The organism is Planococcus sp. TJ-307 (genome assembly GCF_058268435.1).
On record NZ_JBZDOJ010000005.1, the window covers coordinates 69,506 to 88,902 of the forward strand.

Genomic DNA, 19,397 nt, shown 5'->3' on the forward strand with positions numbered 1-19,397 from the left:
GATTTATTTTATAATGAGAAAAGGTAAAATATGAATGAGTATTCATTCAACACGAAAGAGGGATGGAAATGAATTTAATGTCACGCGTTCACGAAATTGCTGAACAAGATTCTGCCAGAGTTGCCTACAGTTTTATGGGGAAAGACACAAATTATGGGGAATTTGATCAGTCTGTTGCTGTTTTTGCTGGTGCGTTACAAGGACTGGGCGTGGAAAAAGGGGACCATGTCGCATTTCTGTTAGGCAACACACCGCATTTCTTAATTTCTTTGTATGCCACCATGCGTCTAGGGGCTACAGCAGTGCCAATCAATCCTATTTACAGCCCGGATGAAATCGCTTACATCGTTAATAACAGTGATGCCAAGGTAGTGGTGGCACTGGATATGCTTCTGCCGCTTGTGGCAGGAGTGCACAAAGCGTTGCCAGCCGTTGAATCGTATGTCATTTGTGAGACCGATCCATCAACGCCTGAAAAGATGGGACAACTTCCTGAGGAAGTGAAAGGGAAAGTCCATTCGTTTACGGCATTGTTGGGGAACTCAGCGCCACATGCGGCATTTGCAGAAGTTCAGGCAGATGACAATGCAGTTATTTTGTACACATCGGGTACAACAGGCAAACCCAAAGGCGCCATGCTGACACATCAAAATTTATATTCAAATGCACGTGATGTGGGGGAATACCTCCAAATTGGAGCAAATGATCGTGTGGTAGCCACGTTGCCAGTATTTCATGTTTTTGCACTGACAGTTGTTGTAAATGCACCTCTTTTACAAGGAGCAACGATTGTTTTGGTTCCGCGCTTTAATCCAAAAGAGGTATTCCAAGCCATTAAGGCGTCAAAGGCAAGTGTTTTCGCTGGAGTGCCAACCATGTTCAATTTCATGAATCAATTGCCGGATGTGGATCCAGCAGATTTTGCATCTGTCCGTCTTGCGGTTTCCGGTGGTTCTGCAATGCCTGTAGCTTTGCTTCATAGTTTTGAAGATAAGTTTAATGTCCGAATTTCCGAAGGCTATGGTTTGTCAGAAGCTTCGCCGGTTACTTGCTTTAACCCGATTGACCGTGAGCGGAAAGCCGGTTCGATCGGAACGTCAATCATCAACGTTGAAAATAAAGTCGTTAACGAGCTGGGCGAAGAAGTGGCGGCAAATGAAGTTGGTGAACTGATTGTCCGTGGACCGAACGTCATGAAGGGCTATTACAAAATGCCGGAAGAAACGGCCGCCGCAATTCGTGACGGTTGGCTGTATACGGGCGATTTGGCTCGTGTCGATGAAGAAGGCTACTTTTATATCGTAGACCGCAAGAAAGATATGATTATCGTGGGCGGCTACAACGTTTATCCGCGCGAAGTCGAAGAAGTGCTGTTTGCACATCCAGCAATCTTAGAAGCCGCAGTAGTCGGCTTGCCGGATCCTGATTTTGGAGAAGAAGTCAGTGCTTACGTCGTGTTGAAAGATCCGACTGTGTCAGTGGAAGATCTGAAAACGTATTGTGCTCAGCATTTGGCAAAATACAAAGTTCCTAAACAATTTGAAGTGCTGGAAGAATTGCCAAAAAACACGACAGGAAAAATTTTGCGGCGATCACTGAAAGACCAAGCAATGCAAAAATAACTAATTACGCAAGGCTCCGGTGAAAATCCGGAGCCTTTTTTCTGATTGTAAAACAGGTACATGAGAATATGATTGAAAAAACTGACATTTTTCATTATAGTTAAGGAGCAGTATTACGAATTTCGAAATAGTTGGATCCGAGGAGGAAATGGAATGGCAAAAAAAGCAATGGAAATTAAAGATTTAACCAAACTGGTGTCAGTCACAAACCCGCGGATTTCACCGGATGGCAAAAGAGCGGTGTTTGTCCATACGAAAATTGATGAAGAGGAAAATACATATAGAGCTCATCTTTACCATATTGACTTGGCAACGGGGAAGCACACCCAATGGACGCATGGCAAGGAACGCGTGAGTTCGCCAAGATGGTCGGCAGATGGAACCGCTGTTGCTTTTTTATCGGATCGAAATGAAAAAAATCAGTTGTTCGTAATACCGGCAGCTGGTGGAGAAGCTCGATCACTGACTGAGTTCGAAAAAGGGATCCATGGCTTTGAATGGTCGCCTTGCGGAACTAAAATTTGGTTTGCTGCTTTGGCGAAGGACGGGAAAACTTTCATAGACAAAGAGGAAAAAGAAGAAAAGAAACAGCCGGAGCCTTATCGTGTGGACAAAATGAAATACAAAATGGATGGCACGGGGTTATTGCCAAAAGACTTTCATCGCCAGATCGGGTCGGTGGAGATCGATTCAAAGAATGTAGAGCAGTTGACAAAGGGAAGCTACCATCACAGTCTCGAAGCTGTCTCGCATGATGGGAAAAAACTGATTTACGGTGTAACGCGTGAAGAAAATCTGGATTTTGTCTTCCGTCAGCCTCTTTATTTTTACGATTTAGAAACAGAAAAAGAATCGGTATTGATAGAGGAAGAAGGGTATTTCGGTGGTGCAGCTTTTTCATTTGATGATTCGAAAGTGGCTTTTGCAGGAAGCTTCCGACAGTATGAAAATGCGACCCATACAGAAGTGTATGTAACGGATGTCACTGAAAATACTCGGGTTTGCCTGACGGAGGGTCTGGATGCGCCTATCGGTGATTTTGTTGTAGCTGATCATCAGCAAGGAGCAGCTGCACCGGATGTTGTTTGGACAAAGGACGATCATCTGTATTTCCAAGTATCGACAATGGGCGACGTGCGTCTGTATTTTGCTTCGCTTGATGGTATGATTTTTCCAGCATCTCCGGACATGGAGCATGTTTATGGCTATGACATTTCGCAGGATGGCCAATTTGCAATTGCGGCAATCAGCAACCCGGTTAATCCGGGCGAATTGTATAGCTTGACAATCGCGGCAGGAGAACGTCAGCCTTTGACTTTTTTCAATCAGCAATTTCTGGAACAAACAGAGTTGGCTGAGGCACAGCCAATTGTTGCAAAAGGCGCGAAAGACTGGGCAGTCCATGGCTGGCTAATCAAGCCATATGGTTACCAAGAAGGGAAAAAGTATCCATTGGTCGTTAATATTCACGGAGGTCCGCATGCGATGTATGCGAATACGTTTGTTCACGAAATGCAATTGTTGGCAGCCCATGGATTTGGTGTCCTGTATGTTAACCCACGCGGCAGCCATGGCTATAGCCAGGAGTTTGTAGACGCTGTGCGCAGCGATTATGGCGGCGGCGATTACGAAGACATCATGAATTCTGTTACGGAGACAGTGGCATCGAACGACTGGATTGATGCCGATCGGTTAGGCGTAACAGGCGGCAGCTACGGCGGCTTTATGACCAATTGGATTGTTGGCCATTCAGACCGCTTTAAAGCAGCAGTGACACAGCGTTCCATCTCCAATTGGATTTCGTTCTTCGGTGTATCGGATATCGGCTATTATTTCAGTGACTGGCAGATTGGTGCAGATATGACGGATGTCGACAAGCTGTGGCAGCATTCGCCCTTGAAATACGCGAAGAATGTCCAAACACCGTTGCTGATTCTTCACTCAGAAAATGATTACCGGTGCCCGATTGAACAGTCGGAACAGTTATATGTAACCTTGAAAAGCATGGGCAAAGAAACAGAATTTGTCCGTTTCCCAGAAGCCGACCACAATTTATCGCGTACCGGCAAACCAAATCTTCGCTTTGCACGTCTGGAGCAGATTACAGGCTGGATGGAAAAATATCTATAACCACAAAAAGACGGAGCGGCTCATAAAGCCGCTCCGTTAAGACTGTAGACAGAATCTAACCAAAATGAATAGCTGTGTATCGTCCCAACCGTTCTGGCCACTTCGCTTTCCGTGGGCTCAGCTTCAGCCTCCTCGTCACTGCGTTCCTGTGGGGTCTTCAGCTTTCGCTGGGCCACAGGAGTCTCCGTGGCCAGCCCGGTTGGGAGCATGCTGCTTTAATCAAAGGGAGAACCATCAGTTCTTTTCCAATAAAAAGAACTTTAACAAGCCTAGTTATTACGCTACTCTAGGATCCGGAGCGCAAGGCGGTGACTCCTGCGTAAAAACGGAGTGATGAGACCCCGCAGGAGCTTGCGACGAGGAGGCTCAGCGCTTCGTCCGCGGAAAGCGTCCGCCTGGAGCGCAGGGTCCAGGATAACCAAGCTAAAATGAGTATTCATTTGTCTACAAGCTCGACGGAGCGGCTCATAAAGCCGCTCCGTTTTTAGTTTGGAAAAGCATAGGTTTCGCTCTTCCTTATTTTCCTTTAAATACCGGTTTACGTTTTTCGCCGAAAGCAGCAAGTGCTTCCATTCGATCTTCCGTTGGAAGGGTAATTTCATAAGCTTTTCGTTCAATCTGTAGCCCAGTCTGTAAATCGGTGTTCATGCCATTTTTGACAGCGAACTTCGCCTGCTGCAAAGCGATTGGCCCATTCGCCAAAATCGCATCGGCAAAGGCACCAGTTACTTCTGCCAGTTGGTCCCGCGTTGCGACGCGCGTCACCAAGCCATAATCCAGCGCTTCAGCGGACTCCAAACGGCGGGCTGTCAAAATCAATTCCAACGCTTTGGACTCCCCAATCAAGCGCGGCAGACGCTGAGTCCCGCCAGCTCCTGGAATAATTCCAAGACTGGTTTCAGTCAGTCCAAGCAGCGTGTCATCGGCGACAATGCGGAAATCACAAGCCAGCGCCAGCTCCATGCCACCGCCGAATGCAAAGCCGTTGATCATCGCAATGGTCGGCTGCGGCAAGCTCTCGATGGTAGAAAACACTTCACCAATTTTGAAGATATTACGTTTGACGTGCTGCTCTGTCAGGTTTTTGCGTTCTTTCAAATCTGCTCCAACACTGAATGCCTTTTCTCCGGCTCCAGTAAATACAACAAGCCGAATATCCGGATTGATGCGAATCGCTTCTACAACTTGTCCAAGTTCGAGAAGCATGTCGTAGTTAAAAGCATTCATGGCTTCTGGCCGATTTAAGGTAATAAAAGCCAAGTTGTTTCGTTGTTCGTAATGAATTGTGTCCATTTTCATCCCCCTTGTGTCGTTCCATCCGTTAAAAACATACCACTTTTTGGACTATTTCGCTATCAGACTCTATAATGAAAGCCATGGGAGGGACTGCACTTATGAATCAAATTACGTTTATCCGCATCTTCCGGATTGTCTGGCTGGCAGTCAAAATCTTTTTGCAAGTGACGTTCTTCCAAAGACGCAATCGTGGAAACTGGAACCCGCTCGTTGAAAAAAGATGGAACGAGATGATTACAAAACAAGCCAAAGAATATAAAAACTTGGCGTTAAAGCTTGGTGGACTCATGATCAAACTGGGTCAGTTCTTGTCCACACGGGCAGATATTATGCCGCCTTCATTTCTTGCAGAATTGGAAGGGCTGACCGACCGCGTACCTTCTGTCTCAAGAACAAGCATCGTCTCGGTGCTGGAAGAAGAATGGAATTCACCGCATACCAATTACTTGGATCAATTGTCGGATTCGGCAGTGGCTTCAGCTTCTATTGGTGAAGTTTACAAGGGCGTACTGAAAAACGGTATGGAAGTGGCTGTTAAAGTACAACGGCCGGGAACAGACCGTATTTTACGTGCTGACTTTAAAGCCATCCGCATTGTTATCTGGTTGGTCGAGAAATTCACACCGTATGCCAAGCAAATTGATTTTAAATTGCTGTATGCGGAAATGACAGAGACGATCGGTGCGGAATTGAATTTTCTGAAAGAACTTCAGAATGGCCGTGCATTTGCCGATCGCTTCGACTCGATGGAAGGTGTCCGCATTCCGCTGTACTTTGATGAATACACCACACGCCGAGTATTGGTGATGGAGTGGATTGAAGGGGCGCGCATTACAGATTTGGCATTTATCGAAAAAAATGAATTGGACCGCCACGAAATTTCAGAGCGTCTGTTTATTTTATTTTTGGAACAAGTTTTATATGGCGGACAATTCCACGCCGATCCACACGGAGGAAACATTCTCTTGGAGCCGGACGGAGGCATTGTTCTGATTGATTTCGGAATGATTGGCAATATCAGCAAGAAAGATTCCCAGGCGGTATTGCGTGCTGCAGAAGGAATTATCTTCAAAAACTACGACCAAGTGCTCGATTCCCTAGAAGAGCTTCGGTTCTTGTTGCCGCAGGCCGATCGTGCAGTATTGGGAGATGCCATTTCACGCTTGATTACAGCTTATGAATCGAATGAACTGTCGCAAATGGACAGTTTTGTCGTCGAACGTTTGTTGAACGATATGCAGGAAATTGTCCGCACACAACCGGTTCAATTGCCGGCAGAGTTTGCCTTTTTCGGGCGCGCGGCTTCCATTTTCGTCGGTGTGTTGCATGTGTTGGATCCGAAAGTGGACTTATTGGCTCTTGCCCGACCGCGCATATTGGAATGGGCCTCTTCACAAAAAGAAGGCAAAGGCATCTTTGGAAAAGAAGATGTTCTGCGCTGGGCGTTGAATGCTTCTGGACCTTTCCGTGCTTTCCCGCAAAAAGTCATCAACTACTTGGAAGAACCGGAACGTCTCCGGCATTATCTTGAAAATCGGGATGGCCGGGAACGGGAGTATCGGCGTGATTTGCAGTCCCGGATGTTTGCCGGAATTTTCACCATTATTTCCTTTACCGGAATTTCTGTTTCGGTTTGGTTTTGGAATGAGCCTTACCTGTGGGTTTCGTCAGTATTCTTTGTCGGATCGTTATGGGCTTACCGATCCATTAAGTAAACAAAAAGTTGCCGCTCAACATCCGTATGGATGTTGAGCAGCAACTTTTTTACTATTATGATAGTAGAAAATGATGGTGAAGACAAAAATTTGCAGTAAAAGATAGAGGTCGATATCGGTGCAGAAAACTTACTCGAGCGGCTGCTGTTTTCGTGGAGGGAAAGAACGTTTTGTCACATAAGCCATAGAGTGATTATGGACGCGCTGAGCCTTTTTGAAGTATCGGCGAAGCGATCCGGCAAAAGAATGCTGGTTTCGCAATGCAATGGGTGAAACATCCAGGTACACCGTTTCACTATTGCTCAAGTAAATAATGCTGCCTTTGCCGCTGCTGTCGCTTTCAATCAAATCGATGGCATCGTAATTAAACCAAACGCATTCTTTGTTTTTGGGAGAGTGGGTCGGAAAGAATAAGAGTGGGTTGCCATAATACTCGCCTACGATGATTGGGGGTTTGTGTTTTACGCCGACGGCTTTTTGAGCGTAAAGTGTTGCACTTTCAAGCGAAGCGCGATAGAACCTGCAGGAAGTGGTCACCGTTTTGTATACCGCTTCTTCAACTATGAATTCACTGCGGTCTTCAATTACGCGCATCCAAGTGCGATGGCCATCTGTATAGGGCAATAAGGCATACGTATTCGCGCAGACTGTGTAAGAATGCGGTCGGTGATTCTTTTTACTCATGGAAATTAACCCCCTAAATTTACTTTACATACCTTATTATAATAAAAAATGGAAATTGCGCAATGGACATTAGATTGAAAATAATATTTTTTCTATTTCATCGGAATTTTCAAATAAATCTTGATTTATTCTAATTGCCTAATGTATACTAATGAAAAGCATTCGGGGTGAAGAGAAATGGAAAACTATTATTCTTATGCTGATTTCATGAAAGCGATGGCTCAAACGAAAAAAATTACAGAAGCGGAAAAACTGCTGAATGACATCTACCTGGATCTCTTCTTAAAGCATGTCCACCGTTCCCAACAAGAAGCACAGCTGTTAACCCTTATTGACGAAGCCCTGGATCATCACGACCAAAAAGCTTTCATCATATATGCTGCCCAACTACAAACTTTAAAGCACGAAGAAGCTGAATAAATGGCTGCACAATAAGAGCCTTGAAAAGGGGAAGTCGGAATACATCCGGCTTCTCTTTTTTGTGTCCCATCCAAAATAAGGCATGCAAGCTGCAGAAGAGGATCTTTGCAAAAACTAGTTATTGTAAATCTTTATTCTGTTGAAGACAAAATGTCATCGAGCAAAACCGCTCTTGGCCATTTGTGAGTGCCAAAAATCCATTTTTATTTTCATATACTATCGTTATATATGCGCATCTTTACATAAAAAACATACGTTCGCTTTTTGTTAGTGGTTTTTTAGGGCATATGGTAAAGTAGAGATAGTGAAAGAACGGGAGGACGTCTTATTATGAAACAAGAATTTAATCTTCAAGCCCCTTATGAACCAGCCGGCGATCAGCCCCAAGCCATTGCCGAACTGACACAAGGCATCATCAACGGCAAGCGTTGCCAGACTTTGCTCGGAGCAACGGGTACAGGTAAAACGTACACGATGTCAAACGTCATTCAACAAGTAAAAAAGCCGACGCTCGTCATGGCTCACAATAAAACATTGGCAGGACAGCTCTACAGCGAATTCAAGGAATTTTTCCCTGATAACGCCGTTGAGTATTTTGTTAGTTATTACGATTACTACCAACCGGAGGCATATGTGCCGCAATCAGACACATTCATTGAAAAAGATGCCAGCATCAACGATGAAATTGATAAGTTGCGCCACTCCGCCACGAGTTCATTGTTTGAACGGGACGATGTCATTGTTATTGCATCCGTTTCCTGCATCTACGGTCTGGGTTCACCAAAAGAATACCGTGAACTGGTTGTCTCTCTTCGCAAAGGGATGGAAATCGAGCGCAATCAATTGCTGCGGAAATTAGTGGATGTGCAGTATGAACGCAACGACATCAATTTTATTCGCGGGACATTTCGTGTCCGTGGAGACGTCGTGGAAATTTTCCCGGCGTCACGCGATGAACGATGCTTGCGCGTCGAATTTTTTGGCGATGAAATTGATCGAATCCGCGAAGTTGATGCCTTAACTGGTGAAATTATTGGCGAACGCGAACATGTCGCTATTTTCCCGGCATCCCACTTTGTTACACGTGAAGACAAAATGGTCAAAGCGATTGAAAACATCGAAGCGGAATTGGAAGAACGTTTGAAAGAGATGCGTGCAGAAGATAAATTGCTGGAAGCGCAGCGCTTGGAACAACGGACACGTTATGATTTGGAAATGATGCGGGAAATGGGCTTTTGTTCCGGCATTGAAAACTATTCCCGGCATTTGACGCTTCGTCCTGCTGGTGCACAGCCTTATACATTGATTGATTATTTCCCGGAAGATTTTCTGCTGGTCGTAGATGAAAGCCACGTGACGCTGCCACAGGTCCGCGGCATGTTCAATGGTGATCAGGCACGCAAAAAAGTGCTGGTTGACCATGGTTTCCGTCTGCCTTCAGCAATGGATAACCGGCCGCTGACTTTTGATGAGTTTGAAGAACATATCAGCCAGGCTGTTTTTGTGTCAGCAACGCCTGGCCCTTATGAGCTGGAACACACACCGGAAATGGTGGAACAAATTATTCGGCCAACCGGTTTGCTTGACCCAACAATCGAAATCCGGCCAATTGAAGGCCAAATTGATGACTTGATGTATGAAATCCGTCAGCGTGCTGAAAAGAATGAGCGCGTGCTGGTAACCACATTGACGAAAAAAATGTCAGAAGACTTGACGGCTTATCTGAAAGATGCCGGCATCAAAGTCAATTACCTCCATTCTGAAATCAAGACGCTGGAGCGGATTGAAATTATCCGGGAACTGCGAATGGGTGTCTACGATGTATTGGTCGGCATCAACTTGCTGCGCGAAGGATTGGATATTCCGGAAGTTTCATTGGTAACTATTTTGGATGCCGACAAAGAGGGCTTCCTGCGTTCTGAACGTGCTTTGATCCAAACAATGGGCCGGGCAGCACGAAACTCAAATGGCCATGTTATTATGTACGCTGACCGAATAACGGATTCCATGCAAAAAGCGATGGATGAAACGACGCGACGCCGCACCATCCAAGGCGACTACAATGAAAAACATGGAGTTACACCGATTACGATTCAGAAGAAAATTCGCGACGTCATCCGTGCTACGGCTGCGGCGGAAGAGTCGGAAGAATACATTTCAAAAGCAGTATCAGGCAAAAAGCTCAAAAAAGAAGATCGCTTGAAACTGATCAGCTTGTTGGAAACAGAAATGAAGGATGCGGCAAAAGCACTCGATTTCGAACGGGCTGCAGAGCTGCGTGATACCGTGCTTGAATTGAAAGCGGAAGGATGATAGAAAGTGAAAAAACAGGAAATACGGATACAAGGCGCACGTGCGCATAATTTAAAAAATATTGATGTTGTCATTCCGCGTGACAAGCTTGTTGTCATGACCGGACTATCAGGATCCGGCAAATCTTCTTTGGCATTTGACACGATTTATGCAGAAGGGCAGCGGCGGTATGTAGAATCGCTGTCTGCATACGCCCGCCAGTTTTTGGGCCAGATGGACAAGCCGGATGTCGATTTGATTGAAGGCTTATCACCGGCCATTTCGATTGACCAAAAAACCACCAGCAAAAACCCGCGTTCTACAGTAGCAACGGTCACAGAAATTTACGACTATATGCGTTTGATGTTTGCGCGGATTGGCAAACCAATCTGCCCGAACCACGGAATTGAAATTTCCTCTCAGACAATTGAACAAATGGTTGACCGCATCGTGGATTATCCGGAGCGCACCAAGATGCAAATTTTGGCGCCTATCGTCTCAGGCCGCAAAGGCACACATGTCAAATTGCTTGAAGATATCCGAAAGCAAGGCTATGTGCGCGTTCGTGTGAATGGTGAACTGATTGATTTGGATGATAACATTACATTGGACAAAAACAAGAAACACAATATTGAAGTGGTCATTGACCGAATCATCATTAAAGAAGGCATTGCACCACGTCTGAGCGATTCTTTGGAGTCGGCTCTCCGGCTAGCAGACGGCCGTGTACTGGTGGATGTCATGGATCAGGAAGAATTGTTGTTCAGTGAACACCATGCCTGCCCAATATGCGGATTTTCCATCGGTGAATTAGAGCCGAGAATGTTCTCGTTCAACTCGCCTTTCGGGGCCTGCCCGGAATGCGACGGATTGGGAATGAAACTAGAAGTTGATCCGGAACTGGTTATTCCAGACTGGAGCGTATCGCTCAATAAAGGAGCCATTGTTCCGTGGCAGCCAACCAGTTCGCAATACTATCCGCAACTGCTGAAAGCGATTTGCAAGCATTATAAAATTGATATGGACGTGCCGGTCAGTGATTTGCCGGAAGAGCATATCAACATTATCCTGCGCGGCTCAGGGAGTGACAAAATCCGTTTCCGCTATGAAAACGACTATGGCCAGATTCGCGACAACCACATCAATTTTGAAGGGGTGCTCTCCAATGTGGACCGCCGCTACCGTGAAACCTCATCGGACTATATTCGTGAACAAATGGAGAAATACATGGGCGAGCAGCCTTGTACCGTCTGTGAAGGCTATCGCTTGAAACCCGAAACGCTGGCTGTTAAAGTCAACGGTCTGCATATTGGTACGGTTGCTGAATTTTCCATTATCGAAGCCAACCAGTTTTTCGATCAATTGGTGCTGTCTGAGAAAGACATGCAGATTGCCAAGTTGATCCTTCGTGAAATTCAGGAACGCGTCGGGTTCCTGATCAATGTCGGGTTGGATTATTTAACCTTAAACCGTGCATCTGGCACGCTCTCCGGAGGGGAAGCACAGCGCATCCGTTTGGCTACCCAAATTGGGTCCCGACTGACCGGTGTATTGTACATTCTCGATGAGCCGTCAATCGGCCTTCACCAGCGCGACAATGACCGGTTGATTGAGACATTGAAAAGCATGCGCGATATCGGCAATACGCTGATTGTAGTTGAGCATGATGAAGATACGATGCTGGCAGCTGATTACCTGATTGACGTTGGGCCTGGAGCCGGCGTTCATGGAGGAGAAATCATTGCAGCAGGAACACCTGATAAAGTGATGAAAAACAAAAAATCCTTAACCGGACAATATTTAAGCGGCAAGAAATTTATTCCCTTGCCTGCTGAACGAAGAACGCCGAGTGACCGGAAGATTTCAATCCGGGGCGCCAACCAAAACAATTTGAAAAAAGTGGATGTAGATATTCCGCTTGGTCTGTTTACAGCGGTAACGGGCGTTTCCGGTTCAGGAAAAAGTACACTTATTAACGAAATTCTTTACAAGACGCTTGCGCACCGCTTGAACCGCGCCAAAGCGAAACCGGGCCATTTTGATTCGATCGAAGGCACCGAAGAACTTGAAAAAGTCATTGAAATTGACCAGTCGCCGATTGGCCGGACACCGCGATCTAATCCAGCAACTTACACCGGCGTCTTTGACGATGTCCGGGATGTCTATGCCACAACAAACGAAGCAAAGGTCCGCGGCTATAAAAAAGGGCGGTTCAGTTTCAATGTCAAGGGCGGTCGCTGTGAAGCTTGCCGCGGAGATGGTATTATAAAAATAGAAATGCATTTCCTGCCGGATGTATACGTGCCTTGCGAAATTTGCCACGGCAAACGCTACAACCGTGAAACGCTGGAAGTGAAGTACAAAAACAAAAGCATTGCTGATGTACTGGCAATGACAGTGGAAGACGCCTATTCATTTTTCGAAAACATTCCAAAGATCAACCGGAAGTTAAAAACGATTGTGGACGTAGGCCTCGGATATATTACGATGGGACAACCCGCCACGACTTTATCCGGTGGTGAAGCGCAGCGCGTCAAGCTGGCATCCGAGCTTCATAAACGATCAAACGGCAAGTCGTTCTACATTTTGGATGAACCAACGACCGGTCTGCATGCTCATGATATTTCTCGGTTGCTGACAGTTCTGCAGCGCCTCGTTGAAAACGGCGATACGGTGTTGACGATTGAACACAACCTGGACGTCATCAAAACGGCGGATTACATTATTGATCTGGGACCTGAAGGCGGCGACAAAGGCGGAACCATCTTGGCAACGGGCACTCCGGAAGAAATTGCAGCTGTTGAAAATTCTTATACCGGGAATTACTTAAAGCCGATTCTGGAACGGGATCGTGCACGAATGGAAGCAACGGTCAAAGGGACCAGCCGCAAGAAAAAAGCGGTGAAATGAAACTTTTCCCGCTGGCAAACGTAACAATTAGAAGAACAGATCTGTTTGGTCCGGTAAGCTTCTGCTTATCGGCATTCAGGCAAAGAGGAGGCCAAAATACATGCAAAGCGAAAAAGAACGCATTTTAGACATGGTAGAGAACGGTACAATTTCAGCGCGGGAAGCAGTTGAGTTGCTGCGCGCTGTAGATGGCAACAGTGCTTCTTCGAACGAACCGAATTATGGCCGCAACAACCAACGAGACAAATCGAGCAAACGCGGATTTTTCAGACCGGAAGACATTGTGAAAAAAGTATCCAAGGATTTTTCGAAGAATGTTTCGAAAAATGTCTCCAAAAATGTCTCACGTGATTTTAATGACTTCGGCACTCGAATGATGGACTTTATGCAATCTTCTGTAGGCAAGTTGAAAACAATGGAATTTGACTCGCCATTTGGTGAAGCTGTTCAATTCAGCCATACGTTTACAGATGAAATGACGGATCTAAATACCATTATTGCAGATATTGCCAATGGGCAATTGGAAATCTTCCCATCGCAAGATGGCTTGCTGCGTGCGGAATGCAGCGTGAAAGCGTACCGCTCGGAATCTCCAGCGCAAGCTAAAGAAGATTTTCTTGATAAGTTTGTTTTTATTGCCGATGACCACAAACTGCGGATCATCAGTGATTTCAAAACGACTCAAGTAAATGTAATTTTGTACGTACCGGAAGCTTCTTATGAGCACATTACGGCTCGCTTGTTCAATGGCGGTTTCACGATGAAGCGCATCAATGCAGCGCTAATCAAGGTGAAGACAGCAAATGGCAAAATCGATTTGAAGCATGTGGAATTTGATGACGCAGAATTGGAAACAGCTAATGGTGCGATTCATGTTCAGGAAACCAAAGGCAAAGTGCTCGAAGCCGAAACTTTGAACGGCCGCATCTATATCGATGGGGATATTCAGACAATCGTGTCAAAATCGTTGAACGGCAACATCGTTGCTACAACCAGATGCAAAGACGCACGCAAATTGGAATCCAAAACTTTGGCAGGAAATGTGGAAATTTACATTCCAGCGCATTTGCCGCTTAAAGGGGAAGTTTCATCAAATCTTGGCAAAATGGATGTCTTGCTTTCCGATATTGACAGCACGCATGAGCAAGGACAATTTATGCAGAAGTCAATCCGGTTCTCTAAACAGGGAACTGAGCCAGCTGCCGCTCCATTATTGGTCTACGGCGAAACCAAAACAGGTTCGGTCCTGCTTCGCTATTTAACAATCGAATAAACAACTGTTAAGCCTGCACATTTATTTTGTGCAGGCTTTTTTATGAAATTCACATAATTGGTATTTTTAGTGGTTTTGTCTTACCATTTAAATAAAGGAAAGGTTTTGAGACATGATAGCTGCTATTTTAATGGGATTTACCATTTTGTTGATGTTGCTCAATTTGTATTATTTCTTTACAAACAAGCAGCATAAGGAAAGTTTTATTCATCCGTCATTATTTACAAAATTATTCTTTGTCATGACTGCTATCACTTTTGGATTTGCCGTTATCTATTACTTACTGTCGTTAAACACGGACATTCTCAGGCTCAATGATGAAACCGGAAGGCCAGCAGGAGATGATTTTTGGGATTATTTATACTTTAGCGGCGCAACCATGCTCTCCGTCGGTTATGGCGACTTGGTACCAATCGGCTCTGCTCGCTTTTTTGCCATCGTTCAAGCGGCATTAGGGTTGCTTTTGCCATCTGCTTACTTTGTAAAAGCGTTCAGTGAAATGAGCAGTGGGGAAAAAGATGGCCAAGGAAATAAAAGCGATAAAGAAGTAGAAAGCCAGGAGGGCGAAGATGATGAATGACAGTATAGATTCCCACACCGAAAAGATGTTCGATCAATTGATGAATGACACGAAGATTCAACGGGCACTTGCATTTATTGAACAAAATCATTCGCGGACAATCGAAGAACAGATTGCCTTGACAGAAATTCCGGCTCCCCCGTTTAAAGAACAGCGGCGTGCTGAAAACTTCATGATGCGCCTGAAGGACCTGGGCTTGGCAGATGTTCGCATGGATTCAGAAGGCAACGTCTATGGCGTGCGAAAAGGACAAGGGACTGGCCCGAAAGTTTTTGTGTCTGCTCATCTTGATACTGTGTTTCCTGAAGGAACCGACACGACAGTCCACCAAAAAGATGGTGTGCTCCATGCGCCTGGAATTGGAGATGATACGCGTGGCTTGGCCGAATTGCTGGCAGTGGTAAGAGCTTTTGCCGAAGCTGGCATTGATAACAGCGGAGATATTATTTTTGGCGGAACAGTAGGCGAAGAAGGTGCAGGCGATTTGCGTGGCGTCAAAGCTTTTTTTACCGAGCATCAGGACATTGATGCATTTCTGTCACTGGATGGGCCGGGCTTTAATTATATTACGTATTTAGGAACAGGAAGCTATCGCTATAAAATTACATACAAAGGACCTGGTGGCCATAGCTTTGCAGCTTTCGGTACACCGAGTGCGACGCATGCGTTAGGTCGGGCGATGGCCGCAATTGCTGATTTGCATACGACGAGCGAACCGAAGACCACTTTTTCAATCGGTGAGGTTTCTGGGGGAACGTCCGTTAACGCTATAGCGCAGGAAGCTTCGATGCTGGTCGACCTTCGTTCCAACGATCAACAGGAGCTGGACAAACTGGAACAGCAGTTTTTGGAAATTGTAGAACAAGCGTCACAAGCAGAAAATGCACGTTGGAATGATGACCGTCTGCAAGTGGAAATCGATCGTTTTGGCAATCGCCCCCCAGCAAGCCAATCGCATGAAGCGTCAATCGTGCAGGTTGCAAGTGCCGCAATTCGTGCACTTCGTGCAGAACCCGAATTAAAAGAACCGAGCAGCACAGATGCCAATTATCCGATGAGCATCGGCATACCGGCGATCACCATTGGGCTCGGCGGTGAGTTTGACAAAGCGCACACATTAGAAGAGTGGCATGATCCTGCTAATGGGCACTTGGCCATTCAAAAAAGCTTGATGACGATTTTAGGACTGGTTGGTGTTGAAAAAGTCAGCCCGCCATTGCTTTAGAAAAAATCCGGACAGCCTTTGATGGCTGTCCGGATTTTTAGATTTGTATCGGTGGATACAACTTTTGCAGAAAATCAATAGATTGCTTGATCAATTGCTGCAACACATTAAGGTCAATGTCTTCGGTTTTGTTGATGTAAACACAAGCTTTTCCGCTGGTATGTTTGCCGAGTTTCTCAAGTAAGAGTTCGCGTTCTTGATCGCCAGTTGCAAAATAAAGACTAATTTTGGCTTTTCGAGGGGAAAACCCCACAAGCGGTGCATCGCCTTCATGGCCTGTTTCGTATACATAATGATAGGACCCAAAGCCAATGATAGAGGCTCCCCACATTTTGGGCGGAAAGCCGCTGGTTTGCTCGAATAGCTCCAGTAACTTATAGGCATCCTGCCGTTTCTTAGGATGGTCGATCGCTTCAAGAAATTCAATAACATCGGCATCGGTTTCTTTTGTTTTTTGTTCGTACATGCCAAGCCCTCTTTTCTGTTAGGTATGATCTTACAAACAATGCATCGCTTTTTCTGCTCTATCCCATGGCACTTTGTAGCCTTGTCCTTTTGCACAGAAGATGGAAGTGGATGTATAAAGAGGATCTGCCGTTTTAACATAGCCGATTCGGGCAATGACTTCTTCTTCATTATGACAGAAATCGTAGCCATCGAATAGCAGATTGAGTGCTCCTTTGCCGTGAGTATAAGCAGCGAGTTCCGAACTGTAGTTCATGAAAGTGGCAACGGGTACGCGTCCTTCGATAATTGTCTTCCCGTCTTTTGTTTCGGGCGCGTCAAAGCTGCCATGTGCCTGCTGAATGTCGGATAATACTTTCCCCATTTGTTCGAGGTCGACTTTGATTTTGAAACGGTAGATCGGTTCAAGTAGGCGGTTCTGTGTTTGCTCCAGCCCTTGGCGCAATGCACGAAAAGAGGCTTCACGGAAGTCACCGCCTGAGGTGTGCTGGTTGTGTCCGCGCCCGGTCACTAATGTCACTTTGACATCGGTCACGGGAGAGCCGGTCAGCAAGCCGTGGTGATCGCGTTCTGTCAAATGATGGAGCACGAGGTTTTGGTGACCGACAGACAAGGCATCTGCATGGCAAGCATTTTCTACTTGCAAGCCGCTGCCGCGTTCGTTTGGCTCGATTTTCAGGTGAACTTCCGCGTAATGCCGAAGCGGTTCGAAATGGCCATAGCCGGTAACAGCCTTGTCAATAGTTTCCTTATACAAAATTTGGGGTTCACCGAATTGGATAGAATGTCCAAAGCGTTCCAAAACAACTTGTTCCAAGACTTCCAACTGGATAGCGCCCATGACTTGAATGTGGATTTGTTGAAAGTATTCATCCCAGTAGACAGAAAGAGAGGGATCTTCGGCACCAAGCATATTGAAGCTGGCTAACACTTCTTTTGGATGAATGGAAGAATCAAAAAGAACCGTTGATTTTAAGGTCGGGATGACATTAAATCCAGCATTATCTTGCCGAACGCCGATCGTATCGCCAATGGACGCTTCGGTTAATCCGGCGATGGCGAATAACTCACCTGCTTTTGCCTGATCTACAATTTGGAATTTCTGGCCGTTGTATGAACGGATCTGGGTAACTTTTTCTTCGAGCTTGTTGGGACCGTATCGCAGTTTATCACGCACTTGCAGAGTTCCGCTAAATGCTTTTAAAAAGCAAATGCGGTTGCCGTTTTCATCATGCCGAATTTTGTAGATTTGGGCTCCAAACAACTCGGTGTCAAGGTAGGAGCTGGCAGTCAACTGGTCGAGCTGGGTGAGAAACTCTGAAATGCCAATATCCTGCAAAGCAGAACCGCTGGCACACGGGAAAATTTGGCCCGCTGCAATCATGTCACGAAAAGTCTCCTGCCATAACAACTTGTCATAACCGGATTCCACGTACTGAGTCAGCAAAGCATCATTCCGCTCCGCAATAAATTCAATCAACTCTTCGGCCATTTGTCCATCTTGGTAAAGATCTTTAATGTTACAGGCATCTTCGGAAAAGTTTTGCCGAATTTCTTCTAAAACCTGATTGGGATCTGCCCCCTCGCGATCGGTTTTATTAATGAAGAAAAAGACCGGCACGTGATGTTTTCGAAGAAGCTGCCAAACGGTTTCGGTATGTCCTTCGATGCCGTCTACTGCACTGACGATTATGATGGCGTAATCCATGACTTGAATGGATCGCTCCATTTCAGGAGAAAAATCGACATGGCCTGGTGTATCGATAAGGAAATACGTAGAGTCGTTAAAGACGAAGCTTGCTTGATCGGCAAAAATTGTAATGCCTCGGCTTTTTTCGATGGCATGGCTGTCGAGAAAGGCATTTTGATGGTCGACCCTCCCGCGTTGCCGGATGCTTTTGGTATGATAAAGCAATTGTTCGGAGAACGTGGTCTTGCCGGCATCGACATGCGCAAGAATTCCGATGGTTTTGTTCATGTGATCACCTCTTTCGTTCTATTTTAGCAGAGTGCGCGGCTGAAACACGAAAAACGCGAAAGCCGATGCGGCTTTCGCGTTCAAATAAGTTAGAGTTAATTGGTCCATAATTAGCGGTTGGCATCGAAACAAGCAATGCCAAAGCAGATGCCAAGGGCGCAGCGTTTGCGGTATGCAGCAGATTTGAGGAGTTCCACTTCCTGTTTATGCGTCATAAAACCGCATTCTACTAAGATGGCCGGCATGTGCGTGTCGCGAAGAACAGCAAAGTCACCTTGTTTGACTCCGCGGTCTTTTCGTCCGGTTGCCAGCACCAACGAACGTTGGATCGACTCCGCAAGCTTGCGGGTTGCTGCCTGGGGATGGCTGTAAATAAACGTTTCCAAGCCATTGGCGGTAGTGAACGTCTGGCCATGGGCATTGGCATGAATGGAAACAAACAAATCTGCTTTTAACCGGTTTGTCAAAGCTGTCCGTTCATGCAGCGGAACGTCTTGATCGCTTTGATGGCTGAACAAGACAGTATGGCCATCCAGTACGAGGCGTTTTTTGACTTCATCCGCTACGGCTGAATTAAAATGGAATTCCCTTAGTCTGCCATCCGGTGATCGCTTTCCGGGCGTATCTGGTCCATGTCCAGCGTCGATCATAATCTTCATTTCGAAAACCTCCTTTTGGGATGTATATAGATGCTGGGATCAGGAAAGGGGACAAAAATCTTCAATTTTATTTTTTCCATGTTAAAATAAGAGCAAACCGCATGCAAAAAGAACAACTTCGACGAAAATTCGAAATAATGTGTGGATA

Annotated in this window: 14 protein-coding genes; 9 read left to right on the top strand and 5 right to left on the bottom strand. The window is 45.8% G+C overall.

Going from position 1 to position 19,397, the window contains the following annotated elements; all coding sequences use genetic code 11:
* Nucleotides 1-68 precede the first annotated feature (68 nt).
* Nucleotides 69-1,622 carry a fatty acid--CoA ligase family protein gene (locus AC4EHK_RS16355; RefSeq protein WP_490979833.1) on the top strand — a complete coding sequence of 518 codons (1,554 nt, stop codon included), beginning with the start codon at nucleotides 69-71 and terminating at the stop codon, nucleotides 1,620-1,622.
* 153 nt (nucleotides 1,623-1,775) lie between these two features.
* A complete protein-coding gene (locus AC4EHK_RS16360) occupies nucleotides 1,776-3,752 on the top strand; it encodes a S9 family peptidase (RefSeq protein WP_490979834.1) in 1,977 nt (658 codons plus the stop codon).
* Between the two features lie 516 nt (nucleotides 3,753-4,268).
* Here the strand turns inward: AC4EHK_RS16360 and AC4EHK_RS16365 are convergent.
* Nucleotides 4,269-5,045: an enoyl-CoA hydratase-related protein gene (locus tag AC4EHK_RS16365; protein WP_490979835.1), complete on the bottom strand. Its 777-nt coding sequence runs from the start codon at nucleotides 5,043-5,045 to the stop codon at nucleotides 4,269-4,271.
* Nucleotides 5,046-5,146: 101 nt separating this feature from the next.
* Between AC4EHK_RS16365 and AC4EHK_RS16370 the strand changes: the two genes are divergently transcribed.
* Entirely contained in the window at nucleotides 5,147-6,763 is a 1,617-nt protein-coding gene (locus AC4EHK_RS16370; protein WP_490979836.1) for an ABC1 kinase family protein, read from the top strand.
* 129 nt (nucleotides 6,764-6,892) lie between these two features.
* On the opposite strand, the gene AC4EHK_RS16375 is transcribed toward AC4EHK_RS16370, so the two are convergent.
* On the bottom strand, nucleotides 6,893-7,447 hold the full coding sequence (locus tag AC4EHK_RS16375) for a competence protein ComK (protein ID WP_490979837.1): 555 nt from the start codon (nucleotides 7,445-7,447) through the stop codon (nucleotides 6,893-6,895).
* Nucleotides 7,448-7,624: 177 nt separating this feature from the next.
* Between AC4EHK_RS16375 and AC4EHK_RS16380 the strand changes: the two genes are divergently transcribed.
* The 6 genes from AC4EHK_RS16380 (at nucleotide 7,625) to AC4EHK_RS16405 (ending at nucleotide 16,147) form a co-directional block, all read left to right on the top strand.
* The gene (locus AC4EHK_RS16380; RefSeq protein ID WP_490979838.1) at nucleotides 7,625-7,867 is read left to right on the top strand and encodes an IDEAL domain-containing protein; all 243 of its coding nucleotides are present in this window, start codon (nucleotides 7,625-7,627) and stop codon (nucleotides 7,865-7,867) included.
* A 330-nt stretch (nucleotides 7,868-8,197) separates the two neighbouring features.
* Nucleotides 8,198-10,180 carry an excinuclease ABC subunit UvrB gene (gene uvrB, locus AC4EHK_RS16385; protein ID WP_490979839.1) on the top strand — a complete coding sequence of 661 codons (1,983 nt, stop codon included), beginning with the start codon at nucleotides 8,198-8,200 and terminating at the stop codon, nucleotides 10,178-10,180.
* 6 nt (nucleotides 10,181-10,186) lie between these two features.
* Nucleotides 10,187-13,069: an excinuclease ABC subunit UvrA gene (gene uvrA / locus AC4EHK_RS16390; protein WP_490979840.1), complete on the top strand. Its 2,883-nt coding sequence runs from the start codon at nucleotides 10,187-10,189 to the stop codon at nucleotides 13,067-13,069.
* 100 nt (nucleotides 13,070-13,169) lie between these two features.
* Entirely contained in the window at nucleotides 13,170-14,342 is a 1,173-nt protein-coding gene (locus AC4EHK_RS16395) for a DUF4097 family beta strand repeat-containing protein (RefSeq protein WP_490979841.1), read from the top strand.
* Nucleotides 14,343-14,454: 112 nt separating this feature from the next.
* On the top strand, nucleotides 14,455-14,922 hold the full coding sequence (locus AC4EHK_RS16400; protein WP_490979842.1) for a potassium channel family protein: 468 nt from the start codon (nucleotides 14,455-14,457) through the stop codon (nucleotides 14,920-14,922).
* On the top strand, nucleotides 14,912-16,147 hold the full coding sequence (locus tag AC4EHK_RS16405; protein ID WP_490979843.1) for a M20/M25/M40 family metallo-hydrolase: 1,236 nt from the start codon (nucleotides 14,912-14,914) through the stop codon (nucleotides 16,145-16,147). Before AC4EHK_RS16400 ends, AC4EHK_RS16405 begins: the two co-directional genes overlap by 11 nt.
* Before the next feature lie 37 nt (nucleotides 16,148-16,184).
* Here AC4EHK_RS16405 and AC4EHK_RS16410 read toward each other — a convergent pair whose 3' ends face one another.
* The 3 genes from AC4EHK_RS16410 to AC4EHK_RS16420 form a co-directional block, all read right to left on the bottom strand.
* Nucleotides 16,185-16,613: a DUF1801 domain-containing protein gene (locus AC4EHK_RS16410; protein ID WP_490979844.1), complete on the bottom strand. Its 429-nt coding sequence runs from the start codon at nucleotides 16,611-16,613 to the stop codon at nucleotides 16,185-16,187.
* Nucleotides 16,614-16,643: 30 nt separating this feature from the next.
* Nucleotides 16,644-18,590, bottom strand: a complete 1,947-nt coding sequence (locus tag AC4EHK_RS16415) for a GTP-binding protein (RefSeq protein WP_490979845.1) — start codon at nucleotides 18,588-18,590, stop codon at nucleotides 16,644-16,646.
* 110 nt (nucleotides 18,591-18,700) lie between these two features.
* Nucleotides 18,701-19,249: an N-acetylmuramoyl-L-alanine amidase family protein gene (locus AC4EHK_RS16420; RefSeq protein WP_490979846.1), complete on the bottom strand. Its 549-nt coding sequence runs from the start codon at nucleotides 19,247-19,249 to the stop codon at nucleotides 18,701-18,703.
* Nucleotides 19,250-19,397: the final 148 nt, after the last annotated feature.